Consider the following 14,795-nt stretch of genomic DNA (forward strand, 5'->3'; position numbering starts at 1 on the left):
ACATTCTCCCCCGGGCCCCGGGAGCGGCGCCGCCCGGGAACGGACACCGCTCGGGAGGCGGAGGTGGGCGGGGTGGGTGAGGATCGAGGGATGAGCGGTGTCGACGAGGTGGCGCGGCCCGAGGGCGGGTCGATGCGGGAGCTGCTCCGGGCCGGCCCGGGCGCGGTGGACCTGGCGGCGGTGGATCCCCGGTCGACCCCGGGGTTGCCCGCGGCGGCCGGGAGCGGCAAGGGCCGCAAGGAGTGGGCGCGCGGGCAGGTCGAGCTGCTCGGCGCGGAGCTCGGCCGGCAGCAGGAGATGCTGTACGCCTCCGCGAAGGGCGCCGCCGGTCCGGGGAGCGCGACCAGCGCACCCACCCAGGCCGGCGCCCACCTGGCCGGCGACCGCCCGCGCCGGCTGCTGCTGGTGCTCCAGGCCATGGACTGCGGCGGCAAGGACGGCACGGTCAAGCGGGTGGCCGGCGCCATGAACCCGTTGGGCCTGCACATCCGCTCGTTCGGCCCGCCGACCGAGGAGGAGCGGCGGCACGACTTCCTCTGGCGGATCCGCGGGGCCCTCCCGCCCCCCGGCTACGTGGGCGTCTTCAACCGCTCGCACTACGAGGACGTGCTGATCGCCCGGGTCGAGGGCCTGGTCGACGAGGCCACCTGGCGGGGCCGCTACGACCTGATCAACGAGTTCGAGCGGGAGCTGGCCGGCAACGCGGTCACTGTGGTCAAGGTCATGCTGCACATCTCGTACGCCGAGCAGGGCGAGCGGCTGATGGAGCGGCTCACCGACCCGACGAAGTACTGGAAGTACAACCCGAGCGACCTGGACACCCGGGCCCACTGGGACGACTATCAGGCGGCGTACGCCGAGGCGATCGAGCGGTGCGGCCCGGACGTCGCGTCCTGGTTCGTGGTGCCGGCGGACCGGAAGTGGTACCGCGACTGGGCGGTGGCGCACCTGCTCCGGGAGACGTTCGACGGGTTGGATCTGGGGTATCCGCCTGCCGATTTCGACATCGCGCGGGAGCGGGAGCGGCTGCGCAGCGAGGGCGGAGCGGGCAAGGTGAACAACAGGTGAACGAGTGGTGAATCGGGCCTGACCAGGGGTGGGCCGGGCGTTGCCCGGTTCCACGGGGTACCTAGCATGCGCAGAGCAGACGCCATCCGGGCGACGGCCACCCTTCCACCGACACGACGAGGTCCGTGCTGTGAAGTTTTCCTTCCGTCCCACCGAGGGCGCCTTCTACGAGCTCTTCACCAGGGCCGCGCAGAACCTGGTCAAGGGAACCGAGCTGCTCAACGAGCTGGGGCTGCCGGATGTCGAGGTCCAGTCGGTGAGCGAGCGGCTCACCGAGGTCGAGCACGACAGCGACCAGATCACCCACGAGCTGTACAAGAAGATCAACTCCACCTTCATCACCCCGTTCGACCGCGAGGACATCTACCGGCTGGGCTCGCTGCTCGACGACGTGATGGACCACCTGGAGGCGGTCGGCAACCTGCTCTACCTCTACGGCCTGACCAAGCTGCCGTCGCTGCCGCGCGAGATGCACGAGCTGGTGAACGTGCTGGACCAGCAGGCCAAGCTGACCGCCGAGGCGATGCCCCGGCTGAAGTCGATGAAGGATCTTGAGGACTACTGGATCGAGTGCAACCGCCTCGAGAACGACGGTGACCAGGCGTACCGGATGCTGCTGGTCCGCCTCTTCAGCGGTGAGTACGACGCGCTCACGGTGCTGAAGATGAAGGAGGTGGCCGACGAGCTGGAGGCCGCCTGCGACGCCTTCGAGCACGTCGCCAACACCGTCGAGACCATCGCGGTCAAGGAGTCCTGATCCCGTGACCCCCGAACTCATCGCCGTGCTGGCGGTGATCGTGGTCGCCATGGCGTTCGACTACACGAACGGCTTCCATGACGCGGCGAACGCGATCGCCACCAGCGTGTCCACCCGGGCGCTGACCCCCCGGATCGCCCTGGCGCTGGCCGCCGTCGGCAACTTCGTCGGCGCGCACTTCGGCGCGGGGGTGGCCAAGACGGTCGGCGACGGCCTGGTCACCCTGCCACCCGGGGTGGCCAGCCTGGGGGTGGTCTTCGCCGGCGTGCTCGGCGCGATCGCCTGGAACCTGATCACCTGGTACTTCGGCCTGCCGTCGTCGTCCTCGCACGCCCTCTTCGGCGGCCTGGTCGGGGCGACCCTCTTCGCCGCCGACGGCGTCGTGCAGTGGGGCAACATCGTCGAGAAGGTCCTCGTCCCGATGGTGCTCTCGCCGGTGGTCGGCCTGGTGCTCGGCTTCCTGCTGATGCTGGCGATCCTCTGGCTGTTCCGGAAGGGCCAGCCCGGCAAGCTCAACCGGGGCTTCCGCTGGGCGCAGACCGCCTCGGCCGCCGCCATGTCGGTCGGCCACGGCATGCAGGACGCCGCCAAGACCATGGGCATCATCGTGCTGGCGCTCTACACCGGCGGTTTCCAGGACTCCAAGACGCACATCCCGGGCTGGGTGTTCTGGACCTCCGCGGCCATGCTGGCGGCCGGCACCTACGCGGGCGGCTGGCGGATCATCCGGACCCTGGGCCGGAAGATCATCGACCTGGGCCCACCGGAGGGCTTCGCGGCCGAGACCGTGGCCAGCGCCGTGCTCTACTTCAACGCCCTGGTGCTGAAGGCCCCGATCTCCACCACCCACACGATCACCTCAGCGATCATGGGTGTCGGCGCGACGAAGCGGCTCTCCGCGGTCCGCTGGAACGTGGCCGGCAACATCGTGATCGCCTGGATCATCACGTTCCCGGCCGCCGCGGCCATCGCCTGCCTGGCGTACCTGCTGGTCCGCCCGCTGTTCTGAGACGTCCGACGCCGAGGGGTCCCCCGCCGTGGCGGGGGACCCCTCACGCGTAGTCGACGCCGATCCGGCCCCGGATGTCGTCGAGCAGGCCCATCACCTCAAGGGTGGCGGAGTGCGGCACCAGCGGGCTCTCGATCAGCCCGGCCGCCAGGCAGCGCTGCACCTCGATCGCCTCATACTGGTAGCCGCCCCCGGTCAGGTCCGCCGCGATGGTCTCCGGCTCCGCGCCGAGCCGGTGCAGCACCGCGGCGCCGGGCCGGTAGAACGGCTCCGGCAGGTCGATCCGGCCGGTCGTGCCGGTGATCGCGGCGGTGATCGCGGTGGCGCCGACGATCCCGCAGCTCAACGTCGCCACCGCCCCGGAGTCCCAACCGAGGACGATGCCGGTGTTCTCGTCGACGTCCTCCGGGCTCAGCTTCGCCCAGGCGTTCACGTGTTGGGGCATGCCGAGCAGCAGGTGGGCCAGGCTCAGCGGGTAGACGCCGAGGTCGAGCAGGGCGCCACCGCCGAGCGTCCGGGCCCGCATCCGGTGCTCCGGCGGGAACGGGCCGGCCGCCCCGAAGTCCGCCCGGACGTGGGTCACCTCGCCGATCGCGCCGTCCCGGATCAGTTCCAGCACCCGGAGGATCAGCGGGTTCGTCCGCATCCACATGGCCTCCATGAGGAAGAGGCCGCGGGCGCGGGCCGTCTCGACCAGCTCCGTGGTGGTGGCCAGGTCGAGCGTGCAGGGCTTCTCCACCAGCACTGCCTTGTCGCCGGCCAGGCAGGTGAGGGCCGCCTCGTGGTGCGCGACGTGCGGGGTGGCGACGTAGATGACGTCCACGTCCGGGTCCGCGGCCAGTTCCGCCCAGGAGGCGTACGCCCGGGGCACGTCGTGCCGCTTCGCGAACAGCTCGGCGCTTTCCCGGGTACGCGAACCGACCGCCACCAGCTCGGCCCCCGGCGCCAGCCGCAGGTCCTCGGCGAAGCGTGCGGCGATGTGTCCGGTGGCCAGGATTCCCCAACGCGTCATACCGGCACGCTATCCCGGGCCGTTCCGCCGCCGAAAAGAAGATCCACCCGTCGGGAAATTGGGCGAGTCGACTTCCCAGGAGCCCGCTTTCGGCGCGGTGCACAACGAACTCCCCACCGGCTAGAACAGCTCGCCGACGGCTACCGGCAAGGCCCCGGCGCTCCACCGGAACCCGCGTCACGGCGGCGGACGTCGGGCGTTCGACGACACCTATGCGACCGGGAGGTGCTGCTGGTAATGATCGCGCCGAGCGGCACAGCCGCCCGGCCGGTGCGGACGCCGGCGAGATCTTGGACAGTTGTCGTTCGTGACGAACGACAACTGTCCAAGATCGGGGCGTGCACTCTGACACCGTCCCGGCCGTCCCGGCGGGCGGATGATCCACTGGTCGGGAACTAGGCTCGGGGCATGACGATCGACGGCTTCGCCGCACCGCCCGCCCTGGTGGAGCACGCCCGCCGGTTCCGTGCCGAGGGCGGCGTGCCGGCCGTGCCCCGGGTCGCCGCCACCGTGCTGCTGCTCCGCCCGGCCGGCGCCGACTTCGAGGTGTACCTGATCCGCCGGGTGGCCGCGATGACCTTCGGTGGGATGTACGCCTTCCCCGGCGGCGGTGTGGACCGCTCGGACTCGCAGGCTCACCTGGACTGGGCCGGCCCGACGCCGGCCGGCTGGGGCGAGCGGCTCCGCCTCGCCCCGGAGGCCGCGCAGGCCGTCGTCTGCGCCGCAGCCCGGGAGGTCTTCGAGGAGGCGGGGGTGCTGCTGGCCGGCCCGGACGGCGGGACCGTGGTGGGCGACGTGAGCGGTGACGACTGGGAGGCGGCCCGGCAGGACCTGGTGGCCCGGCGGACCGGCTTCGCCGACCTGCTGGCGGGGCGGGGCCTCACCCTCCGCTCCGACCTGCTGCTGCCGTGGAGCCGGTGGATCACCCCGGAGTTCGAGCCGCGCCGCTTCGACACGTACTTCTTCATCGCCCTGCTGCCCGAGGGGCAGCGGACCCGGGACGTCTCCGGCGAGGCCGACCACACGGTGTGGCTGCGCCCGGCGGACGCCCTGGCCCGGGCGGAGGCCGGCGAGCTGACCATGCTCCCGCCCACGATGGTCACCCTCGGCGAGGTCGCCGCCGCCGGCGACCTGGCGGGCGTGGCCCGCACGGCGGCCACCCGCGACGCCGCCACCCCGATCACCCCGCGCCTGGACGTCCCCGAGGACGGCGAACCCCGCTTCACCCTGACCTGAGCCCCGCCCCCGCCGATCTTGCACTTACCGCCCGGGCGAATGCGGCGGATCGGGGCGAATCGTGGGCCGAAACTGCAAGATCAACGCAGGTCGAGGCGTGGATACGCCGAGGGCCCCGGTCGGGATCGACCGGGGCCCTCGCGGACCGGGACGGCGGCGGCTCAGCCGAAGCGGCCGGTGATGTAGTCCTCGGTCTTCTTCCGGCTCGGGTTGCTGAAGATCTTCTGGGTGTTGTCGTACTCGATCAGCCGGCCCGGGTCGCCGGTCTTCTCGATGGAGAAGAAGGCGGTCCGGTCCGACACCCGGGCGGCCTGCTGCATGTTGTGCGTGACGATGATGATGGTGAACTTGTCCTTGAGCTGGAACATCAGGTCCTCGATGGCCAGCGTGGAGATCGGGTCCAGCGCCGAGCAGGGCTCGTCCATGAGCACAACCTGCGGCTCGACCGCGATGGTCCGGGCGATGCAGAGCCGCTGCTGCTGACCGCCGGAGAGGCCGGCGCCGGGCTTGCCGAGCCGGTCCTTCACCTCGTCCCAGAGGTTCGCCGAGCGGAGCGCCTTCTCGGCGGCCTCCTCCAGGATCGACTTGCGCCGCACCCCGTTGAGCCGCAGGCCGGCCACCACGTTCTCGAAGATGCTCATGGTGGGGAACGGGTTCGGCCGCTGGAAGACCATGCCGATCATCCGCCGGACCGCGGTGACGTCCACGTCCCGGTCGTAGATGTCCTGGTCGTCGATGGTCAGGCTGCCCTCGACCCGGGCCCCCGGCAGCACCTCGTGCATCCGGTTGATCGACCGCAGGAAGGTGGACTTGCCGCAGCCGGACGGCCCGATCAGGGCGGTGACCGTCTTCGGCTCGACGGTCAGGCTGATGTTCTCAATCGCCTTGAACCCGCCGTAGTAGGCGGTGACGTCGGCGGCTTCGATGCGCTTGGCCATGGTGGTGGTACCTCCGGGGTTCATCGGCCGAGCCGGTTGCGGCGGGCCAGCAACTTCGCCGCGACGGTCAGGATGAGGACGAGGGCGACCAGGGTCAGCGCCGCGGTCCACGCCCGCGCCGGCGAGTACTTCGAGGCCTCGCCGGCCTGCTGGTAGACGAAGAGAGCCAGCGACGACTGGTTGTTCTCGAACGGGTTGAAGTTGATCGCGGCGCCGCCGCCGGCCACGAGCAGCACCGGCGCGGTCTCGCCGGCCGCCCGCGCGATGGCGAGCATGATGCCGGTGACGATGCCGGGCAGCGCGGTCGGCAGCACGACCCGCAGGATGGTCTTCCACTTCGGCACGCCGAGGGCGTACGCGCCCTCGCGCAGCGGCGCCGGCACGAGGCGGAGCATCTCCTCGGTGGAGCGGACCACGGTCGGCAGCATGAGCACGCTCAGGGCCAGCGCGGCGGCGAAGCCGGAGAAGCCCGGCCGGCCGTCGTTGAACCACGGCGAAACGATCAGCACCCAGAAGGCCAGCACGAACAGGCCGGTGACGATCGACGGGATGCCGGTCATCACGTCCACGAAGAAGCGGATGGTGAAGGCGAACCGGCCCCGGCCGTACTCGACCACGTAGATCGCGCAGAGCACGCCGAGCGGGACGGTGACGAGAGTGGCGATGCCGACCTGCTCCAGGGTCCCCACGATGGCGTGGTAGGCGCCGCCGTTCGCGTCCCGGGCCCCGATGTTGTTCATCGAGGTGCCGAAGAAGTTGCCGTCGAGCCGCTCGGCGCCCTTGCTGACCAGGGTCCAGACCACCGAGGCCAGCGGCAGCACCGCCAGCACGAAGGCCGAGTGGATGAGGGCGCTCCAGGTCCGGTTGCGGGCGGCCCGGCGGCCCTCCACCGCGTTCGCGGCGACGTGCAGGCCGGCCAGGTAGAGCAGCGCGCCGACGACCACGACCAGGACCGGGCCGCCGATGCCGGCGCCGTAGACGATGCCGGCCGAGACCAGCAGCGCCACGACGGCGATGACCGGTGCGGCGTACGCCGGAAGTCGCCGGGCCCGCAGCGTCAGCGGCTGGGCCGGCGGTTGCGGGCGGTGGGAGGTGACGGTGGTGGTCATGCGGGGCTTCCTTCAGTTCGCGACTGCGGGGCTCGCAACCCCGGCTCACTCCTCGCGCTCACGCCGCAGACTCCGTGAACTCGCGGCGGCGGTAGATGATCGCCCGCGCGGTGATGTTGACGATCAGCGTGATCGCGAAGAGCACCAGGCCGGAGGCGATCAGCGCGCCCCGGCCGGTGTCGTTCGCCTCGGCGAACCGGTTCGCGATGTTCGCGGCGATCGAGTTGCCACCGCTCTGCAGGACGTTGAACGAGATGGCGTACGTGGAGCCGAGGGTCAGCGCCAGGGCGATGGTCTCGCCGAGCGCCCGGCCCAGGCCCAGCATCACCGCGGCGATCACGCCCGGCCGGCCGTAGGGCAGGACGGCGGTGCGCACCATCTCCCAACGGGTGGCGCCCAGCGCGAGCGCGGCCTCCTCGTTGGCGGTCGGGGTCTGCCGGAACACCTCGCGGGAGAGCGAGGTGACGATCGGCAGCACCATGATCGCCAGCACCACCGAGCCGAGCAGGATGGAGTTCCCGTACGGGCCGTCGCCGAAGATCGGGATCCAGCCGAAGTACCGGTGCAGCCAGGCCGACAGGTCGGCGACCGGCTGCGCGAGGTAGTCCCGGCCCCAGAGCCCGAAGACCACGCTGGGCACGGCGGCCAGCAGGTCGATCAGGAAGCCGAGGCCGTTGCCCAGCCGGCGCGGGGCGTAGTGCGACAGGTAGAGGGCGATGCCCAGCGCCACCGGCACCGCCATGAGCAGGGCGAGCAGCGAGCTGAGCACGGTGCCGAAGGCGAGCGCGCCGATGCCGAACGTGGGCGGGTCGTCGTTCGGGAACCAGCCCTCGAAGGTCCAGAAGGACTCGCTGTTCGCCCGCAGGGCCGGCACGGCCTTGGCGATCAGGAAGATCGCGATGGCCGCGATGACCACCAGCACGGTGGTGCCGGCCGCCAGGGTCAGACCGCGGAACGCCCGTTCCGCGCCGAAGGCCCGGGCCCGGGGCAGCCCGCCGCCGCCACCCAGTCCGTTGTCGGGCATGCCGGGGATGCCGGGAGGCTCGGCCACACGCGCCGAGGCACCGGCGGGCCACTCGTGGCTCGTGGCCACGCGGGTCCCGCCGGTGCCGGCGTGCGCCGAGCGGTGAGGGGTGTCACCCATCTGCTCGCTCGCTTCGGGGTAGTGGAGGTGTGTCGGTCAGCGGGTCAGGAGAGGCTCGCGACCGCGGTCTCGACCTTGGCGCGGACGGACTCGGGCAGCGGGGCGTAGCCCAGGTCGACCAGGTCCTGCTGGCCCTCGGCGCTGGCGGCGTGGCCCAGCAGGCCCTTGACCAGCGGCAGCTTGTCGGCCGCGAGGCCCTTGCTGCAGGCGATCTCGTAGGTCACCAGGACGATCGGGTACGCCCCGGCCTGCGTGGTGTTGTAGTCGATCGACATCTTCAGGTCGTTGCCCTGGCCCTCGATCTTGGCCCCGGCGATGGTCTTTCCGGCCGACTCGGCGGTCAGCTCGGCGAACTCACCGGCGCCGTTGCGGACCTTGGCCTTCTTCAGGCCGCCGTTCTCGGCGTAGGACCACTCGACGTAGCTGATGGTGCCGTCGGTGCTCTTGACCTTGCTGGCCACACCGTCGGACTTGGCCGCGCCGACGCCGCTCGGGGCCTTCCAGGCCTTGGCGTTCCCGAAGGTCCAGTCGGACTCGGCGGTCTTGGACAGGTACTTGGTGAAGTTGTCGGTGGTGCCCGACTCGTCGGAGCGGTGCACCGCCTGGATCGCGGTCGACGGCAGCTTCGCGTCCGGGTTGTCGGCCTTGATGGCCGGGTCGTCCCACTTGGTCACCTTGCCGGCGAAGACCTTCGCCAGGGTGGCCGGGGTGAGCTGGAGGTTGTCCACGCCGCTGACGTTGTAGACGATCGCGACCGGGCCGATGACCATCGGCAGGTTGAGGGCCTGGCCGCCGCTGCACTTGGCGTCCGCCTGCGGCTGCTCCTCCGGCTTGAGCGCCGAATCGGAGCCGGCGAAGTCGGCGGTGCCGGCGACGAAGGCCTGGATGCCGGCGCCCGAGCCGGTGGGCTCGTAGTTGATCGTGGTGCCGGCGCACTTCTGCTGGTACGCCTTGATCCACTCGGCCATGGCGTTCTTCTGCGCGGAGGAGCCCTGCGCGTTCAGCGTGCCCTTGCCGCAGTCGGCCGCGGCGGCGGAGCCGGAGGCGGAGGTGCTGGTCGACTCGTTGTTGTCCGAGCCGCAAGCGCTGAGACCGAGCACCGCGGTAAGAGCGAGGCAGGCAATGGCGCCGTGCCGCTGGAGCTTCACCTGAGGGGTTTCCCTTCACGTCTTTGGTCAGGTCGCCCGGTCTCCCGGGTGCCGGCGCTGACCGGCTGACACGAAAGGTAGAAGTGCCAGGTAGACGGTTTGCCGGTCGGAAGTGAACGGAGAATGAACAGGCGCGGCCGGCCGGGTGGCCGTAGCCTGAGGGCCCGTTGTCCATTTCGTGAACCCGCGGCCCACTATCGCTAATAATACGATTTTTCCGGGCAGCCGTTATCCGGCCGAGTCCATCGCGTGACGCGGCCGTGACCGCTGTCCGGGACGTGGCGGTGGGGTCCGGCGCTCAGCCCAGGTGGTAGTTGACGTGCGCCGACCAGCGGGCGAAGCCGACCCGCTCGTAGAGGGCCACCGCCCCGGTGTTCGACTCGTCCACGTAGAGCATCACCCGATCCAGCCCGCGCCGGTCCCGCAGGTAGGCCAGGCCGGCGGTGGTGAGCGCCCGGCCCAGGCCCCCGCGGTGCGCGGACGGGTCCACGCCGAGCACGTAGACCTCGCCGATCCGGGCCGAGCCCGGGCGCTCGTGCACCTTGGTCCAGTGGAAGCCGAGCAGCCGGCCGGTGGCCGAGTCCTCTGCGAGCAGGAAGCCGGCCGGGTCGAACCACGGCTCGGCGAGGCGTACCTGCAGGTCGGCCGTGGTCCACCGGCCCTGCTCGGGGTGCTGGGCGAAGGCCGCTTTGTTCACCGCCAGCCAGGCGTCGTCGTCCGCACCGGGGCGGAACGCGCGCAGCCGCACCCCGTCGGGCAGGGCCGGCTCGGGCAGCGCCGCGGTCAGCGGGCGGCGCAGCTGCCAGAGCACCCGGGCGCGGGTGAAGCCCAGGTCGACGGCGAGCGCGGCGGCCGACGGGTGGTCGCCGTGCGCCCATGCGCGCAGCGGTCCGGCGGCGGCGGCCAGCACGCCCCGGGCCAGCGCCCGGCCGGTGCCGCGCCGCCGGTACGCCGGATGCACCACCAGCTCCACCCCGATCCCCTCGGCGGGGTCGGTGGTGTCGAGGTGGGCGTACCCGGTCAGGGTGTTGTCGGCCGCCCGGGCGGTGAGGTGCACGGCGGGCGCCTGCGGGTCGCGCAGCCGGAGCAGCACGTGCTCGTCGAGCGGGTCGGCGCCGTCCGTGTCGCCGCCTGCGCGGGCGAGCGCCAGCACCTCGGCGACCTCGTCCGGCGCGAGCCGGTCGGCGCGGGCGACACGGTCGGCGGTCGGCGCGGTGCTGCTCATCCCGCCACCGTAGCGGCCGGCGAGCCGCCGATCATGCCGGACGCGGGCACCGGGCGGTGGCGGTGGTCACGTGGTGCCGGTGGGCAGCGCCTCGAGCTGGTAGCGGTGCAGCAGTTCGGGGAGCAGGTGCTGCAACGCCTCGACCGTGCCGGACCGGTCGCCGCCCGCGTCGTGCATGAGCACGATCGAGCCCGGCTTGGTCTGCGCCAGCACCGTGTCGACGATCCGGTCGGCGCCGGGCGCCTGCCAGTCGCTCGGGTCCACCGCCCAGTGCAGCGGCGTCATGCCCAGCTCCTCGCAGACCGACACCACCGGGTTCGTCCAGGCCCCGCCCGGCTGCCGGAAGTACGCGATCCGTGCGTCCGGCGCGGCCGCCCGGATCGCGTCGCTGGTGCGCAGCAGGTCGTTCCGGATCGCCTCCGGCGAGAGCTTGCCCAGGCCGATGTCGTGGTTCCAGGAGTGGTTGCAGAGGGTGTGCCCGTCGGCCACGATCGACCGGACCAGGTCCGGGTGGCTCTCCACGTTCTCGCCGACCACGCAGAAGGTGGCCTTCACGCCGTACTCCTTGAGCAGCGCAAGCACCTGCGGGGTCCAGTGTGGGTCGGGGCCGTCGTCGAAGGTCAGTGCGACCCGGGCGGAGCCGGTGGTGATCTGCGCGCCGTACGGGCCCTCGCTGTCGTCGCCCTGGCGGGCCTGGTCCGGCGCGCTCGGGCTGGCGTCGGGGCTCGGCCCGCCGTAACCGCCGGCGGGCGGGCCGGGGAAGTCGGTGCTGGGCGGCTGGTCGCCGTAGCGCGGGGCGTGGACGCTGGCGGCCACGCCGGTGCCCTGCGGCGGGTGCTCGGGCACCAGGCTGCGCCCCAGCGCGTACGCCGAGCCGAGCAGCGCTGCCGCCACCAGCGTCACCATCCCGGCCGCGCGCAGCGTCGAGGCCGGCATCAGGAGGGCCGACCGTTCGTCGCCCCCGTGGTCATCACGCGCACCGTCGCCCCCTTCGCCCGGCAGATCCGGCAGTCAGATTAGGTCTGACCGGCCAGGCAAAACGGGCATAAAGGGAAAACCTCGCCCGATGGGGGAGGGTGTGGGGCTCCGTCAGACGGAGAGCGGGGCGGGCTCCGACTCCGGCAGCGAGCGCGACGGCGGCACGACGAACTTGTAGCCCACCTGACGCACCGTGCCGATCATCGACTCGTACTCGGAGCCGAGCTTGGCCCGCAGCCGCCGGACGTGCACGTCGACCGTGCGGGTGCCGCCGAAGTAGTCGTAGCCCCAGACCTCGCGGAGCAACTGGTCCCGGGTGAACACCCGGCCCGGGTGCTGGGCGAGGAACTTCAGCAGCTCGAACTCCTTGTAGGTGAGGTCGAGCGGGCGGCCCTTCAGCTTGGCCGCGTAGGTGTCCGGGTCGATGGTCAGCTCGCCGGCCCGGATCGAGCCGCCGGCGCCCGCCGTCGCGTTGCTCAACCGGCCGACCGCGAGCCGCAGCCGTGCCTCCACCTCCGCCGGCCCCGCCCCGGCGAGGATCACGTCGTCCACGCCCCAGTCGGCGTTGAGCGCGATGAGACCGGCCTCGGTGACGACTGCGACCAGCGGGACGCCCAGCCCGGTGGCGTGCAGCATCCGGCAGGTCGCGCGGGCCTCGCTCAGCTCCGCGCGGGCGTCGACCAGGACGGCGTCCGGGGTCGGGCCGGAGACGAGCGTGCGCACGTCGCGCGGCGCGGTGCGGACCGAGTGCGGCAGCAGGTCGAGCGCCGGCAGCACGGCCGATGGTTCACCTGCGCGCGCGGTCACCAGCAGCAGGAGCTCCACACGATCACCTCCGTCCCGGCGGCGCTCCGGCCGCGCGCGACCAGCGGCACTCCCACCGGGGGGTGGCGCTGAGAATTTGCGTGGGTCCCGGCGTCGCTGACGGGCGGGTAACGGCTTGAGCGTAACCGATCGCCCGGCCTTCACCTCTGTGCCCTTTCCTGTTTGTCTGATCTGCCCTTGATCGCGGCTCAGGTTTTAACGTTGCCGAAACCGTGACTCCGCGGGGCCGGCCCGGTCTGGCACGATCGGGGCGTGTTTCCCTCCACCTCGCCCGACACCGGCCGTGGCCCGTGGCCCGACGACGCGGCTCCCGGGCCCGCCGGCCCCTCCCATGGCTACCCGCCGGCCCCGCGAACCGGTCCGGCCGCCGACGACGGGCGGGCGCGCAAGGGTCCCCGCCGGCTCCGCAAGGGCGGGCCGGGGCGGCGCCCGGACGACGAGCCCGACGAGGCGCCCGAGGAGGAGGTGCCGCCGGTCCCGGTGCGCCGCTCGCTGGCGCTGACCGTCGCGGGCTTCGCCGCGCTGCTCGGCGTCGGTCTGGTGCTCGGCGCGCAGACCGCCGGCCCGGGGCACCGGCTGCCCTTCGCGTTCATCATCTTCGGCGTCCAACTGCTCTTCGTGCTCGCCTGGACGATGGCCATGCGCCCGCCCGCGCTGCTGGTCGTCGCGCTGGTCAGCGCCGGTGCGGCCGGGATCGCCGACGCCGCGGCCGTGCAGTCGGAGATCGCCGGCCTGGCCCCCCTCGGCTACGCCGCCGCCGCCGGTTTCGTGCTCGGCGTGCTCGGCCAGCTGTTCCGCCGGGTGGACCGGGTGCGGGTCACCGACTCGCTGGGCAGCACCCTGCTCATCGTGGTGGGGGTGGTTGCCTTCGCCACGCTCATCGTGCTCAGCCGGATCCCGAAGGGCACCCAGGCGATCACCGTCTGCCTCACCGCGACCGGGGTGGCCCTGCTGGTGGCCCGGCTGACCGACGCGGTGGTCCCCCGGCCCCGGCTCGCCCCGCAGGTGCCCCGGGGCGCCGCCGGCGTGGTCGCCGGCGCCATGCTCGGCACCCTGACCAGCGCCGTGCTCGGCAGCTACCTGGTCGGCTTCACCCCGACCAGCGCCGCGCTGGTCGGCCTGGTCACCGCGGGCACCGCCGTGCTGGCCGACCTCGCCGTCGGCTACGCCGAGGCGGGCCGGCTGATGGCCGGCGAGACGCCGACCATGTGGGTCGCCCGGCACATGCAGGGCCCGCTGGGTGGCTTCGCGCTCGCCGCGCCGGCCGCGTACGCCATGTGCGTGCTCTTCCTCTGAGCGGTTGGGGAAACGGCGCCTCGGGTAAGTACGGTTGCGGCGCGAGACGCGGTGATCGGTGGCGAGGGCAGGAGGCGGCGTGGCGGAGACGTACCCGGCGAACGAGGGCCGGCCCCGACGGCGGGGCCGAAAGGTGCTGGTCGGTTTCGTCGTCCTGCTGCTGGTCCTGGCCGGGCTCCTGATCGTCGCCGACCGGGTGGCCGCCGGCGTGGCCGAGCGGGCCATCGCCGACCAGGTGAAGAAGGAGGTCGCCAAGCAGGACGCGCAGTCCTCGGCGCCCAAGGTCGAGGTCGGTGGCTTCCCGTTCCTCACCCAGGTGCTCGCCGGGAAGTACGAGCGCATCTCGATCGTGCTGACCGACGTGACGGGCAACGTGCAGGGCGACGCGGTCAGCGTGCCGCGGCTGGACGTCGACGCCCGCAACGTCAAGGCGTCGCTGGACACCCTCCGCTCCGGACAGGGTGACGTGGTGGCCGAGACCGTCGACGGCCGGGGCACGGTGACCTACGACAGCCTGGCGAAGCTGCTCGACCGGCCCGGGCTCACCCTCGGCGAGCGGAACGGCAAGCTCGCGGTCACCGCGCCGGTGGACATCCTCGGCGCCAAGCTCACCGTCAACGGCACCGCCGACGTGACGGTCGCCAACGGCAAGGTGGCCCTGCGCTTCAACGACGTGACCGCCGAGGGCCTGCCCAACCTGCCGCTCGCCAAGACGCTGCTGGCCAACTACGCCAAGGGCATCTCCGTCGACGTGCCCCTGCCGGAGCTGCCCTTCCAGCTCAACGTGCGCAAGGTGGAGCCGAGGCCGGAGGGCCTCGTGGTCGACGCCGACGCGCGGAACGTGCCGATCAACTCCGCCGGCTGAGGCCCGCCCGCCACCCGGGCGGTGTCCCGGATGCTGGTCGGTCCGCTGGCGCCGGCCGGGCCGGCTGGTAGTGTCCCTCTCCATGGGGACGCTCCTCACCAAACGGCGCGCGGTCGACCTGTGCCGCGTGGCCACCTGCCTGTGTCGCCCCGTCATCTGACGGCGGGGCTGTCCTCGGTCGCATA

15 protein-coding genes are annotated in these 14,795 nt (G+C 72.3%); 7 read left to right on the forward strand and 8 right to left on the reverse strand.

The window, feature by feature from the left end; translation table 11 throughout:
• The first annotated feature begins 90 nt into the window (after window positions 1–90).
• From AB0F68_RS09630 to AB0F68_RS09640, 3 genes are all read left to right on the forward strand, one after another.
• Window positions 91–1,068, forward strand: coding sequence for a PPK2 family polyphosphate kinase (locus AB0F68_RS09630; protein ID WP_357334410.1), 978 nt, complete (start codon window positions 91–93; stop codon window positions 1,066–1,068).
• A gap of 130 nt (window positions 1,069–1,198) precedes the next feature.
• Window positions 1,199–1,825 carry a DUF47 family protein gene (locus AB0F68_RS09635; protein ID WP_148431186.1) on the forward strand — a complete coding sequence of 209 codons (627 nt, stop codon included), beginning with the start codon at window positions 1,199–1,201 and terminating at the stop codon, window positions 1,823–1,825.
• Between the two features lie 4 nt (window positions 1,826–1,829).
• Window positions 1,830–2,834: an inorganic phosphate transporter gene (locus tag AB0F68_RS09640; protein ID WP_357334412.1), complete on the forward strand. Its 1,005-nt coding sequence runs from the start codon at window positions 1,830–1,832 to the stop codon at window positions 2,832–2,834.
• Window positions 2,835–2,877: 43 nt separating this feature from the next.
• Here AB0F68_RS09640 and AB0F68_RS09645 read toward each other — a convergent pair whose 3' ends face one another.
• Window positions 2,878–3,846: a Gfo/Idh/MocA family oxidoreductase gene (locus AB0F68_RS09645; protein ID WP_357334415.1), complete on the reverse strand. Its 969-nt coding sequence runs from the start codon at window positions 3,844–3,846 to the stop codon at window positions 2,878–2,880.
• Window positions 3,847–4,254: 408 nt separating this feature from the next.
• On the opposite strand from AB0F68_RS09645, the gene AB0F68_RS09650 reads away from it, so the two are divergent.
• A complete protein-coding gene (locus tag AB0F68_RS09650; RefSeq protein WP_357334417.1) occupies window positions 4,255–5,082 on the forward strand; it encodes an NUDIX hydrolase in 828 nt (275 codons plus the stop codon).
• Between the two features lie 161 nt (window positions 5,083–5,243).
• On the opposite strand, the gene pstB is transcribed toward AB0F68_RS09650, so the two are convergent.
• The 7 genes from pstB to AB0F68_RS09685 form a co-directional block, all read right to left on the reverse strand.
• Window positions 5,244–6,020: a phosphate ABC transporter ATP-binding protein PstB gene (gene pstB, locus AB0F68_RS09655; protein WP_357334420.1), complete on the reverse strand. Its 777-nt coding sequence runs from the start codon at window positions 6,018–6,020 to the stop codon at window positions 5,244–5,246.
• 20 nt (window positions 6,021–6,040) lie between these two features.
• Window positions 6,041–7,129, reverse strand: a complete 1,089-nt coding sequence (gene pstA, locus AB0F68_RS09660; RefSeq protein WP_357334422.1) for a phosphate ABC transporter permease PstA — start codon at window positions 7,127–7,129, stop codon at window positions 6,041–6,043.
• 58 nt (window positions 7,130–7,187) lie between these two features.
• The gene (gene pstC / locus AB0F68_RS09665) at window positions 7,188–8,273 is read right to left on the reverse strand and encodes a phosphate ABC transporter permease subunit PstC (protein WP_357334424.1); all 1,086 of its coding nucleotides are present in this window, start codon (window positions 8,271–8,273) and stop codon (window positions 7,188–7,190) included.
• A 44-nt stretch (window positions 8,274–8,317) separates the two neighbouring features.
• Window positions 8,318–9,421, reverse strand: a complete 1,104-nt coding sequence (pstS, locus tag AB0F68_RS09670) for a phosphate ABC transporter substrate-binding protein PstS (protein ID WP_357334427.1) — start codon at window positions 9,419–9,421, stop codon at window positions 8,318–8,320.
• A gap of 298 nt (window positions 9,422–9,719) precedes the next feature.
• A complete protein-coding gene (gene mshD / locus AB0F68_RS09675; protein ID WP_357334429.1) occupies window positions 9,720–10,646 on the reverse strand; it encodes a mycothiol synthase in 927 nt (308 codons plus the stop codon).
• Between the two features lie 66 nt (window positions 10,647–10,712).
• Entirely contained in the window at window positions 10,713–11,582 is an 870-nt protein-coding gene (locus AB0F68_RS09680; protein ID WP_357334432.1) for a polysaccharide deacetylase family protein, read from the reverse strand.
• 153 nt (window positions 11,583–11,735) lie between these two features.
• The gene (locus tag AB0F68_RS09685) at window positions 11,736–12,449 is read right to left on the reverse strand and encodes a response regulator transcription factor (RefSeq protein WP_357334434.1); all 714 of its coding nucleotides are present in this window, start codon (window positions 12,447–12,449) and stop codon (window positions 11,736–11,738) included.
• Window positions 12,450–12,701: 252 nt separating this feature from the next.
• On the opposite strand from AB0F68_RS09685, the gene AB0F68_RS09690 reads away from it, so the two are divergent.
• From AB0F68_RS09690 to AB0F68_RS09700, 3 genes are all read left to right on the forward strand, one after another.
• Window positions 12,702–13,745, forward strand: a complete 1,044-nt coding sequence (locus AB0F68_RS09690; RefSeq protein ID WP_357334436.1) for a hypothetical protein — start codon at window positions 12,702–12,704, stop codon at window positions 13,743–13,745.
• Between the two features lie 79 nt (window positions 13,746–13,824).
• On the forward strand, window positions 13,825–14,610 hold the full coding sequence (locus AB0F68_RS09695) for a DUF2993 domain-containing protein (protein WP_357334439.1): 786 nt from the start codon (window positions 13,825–13,827) through the stop codon (window positions 14,608–14,610).
• 82 nt (window positions 14,611–14,692) lie between these two features.
• Entirely contained in the window at window positions 14,693–14,770 is a 78-nt protein-coding gene (locus AB0F68_RS09700; RefSeq protein WP_311202345.1) for an Ms5788A family Cys-rich leader peptide, read from the forward strand.
• The last annotated feature ends 25 nt before the right edge of the window (window positions 14,771–14,795 follow it).

Source organism: Micromonospora sp. NPDC023966 (assembly GCF_040639095.1).
GTDB lineage: Bacteria > Actinomycetota > Actinomycetes > Mycobacteriales > Micromonosporaceae > Micromonospora.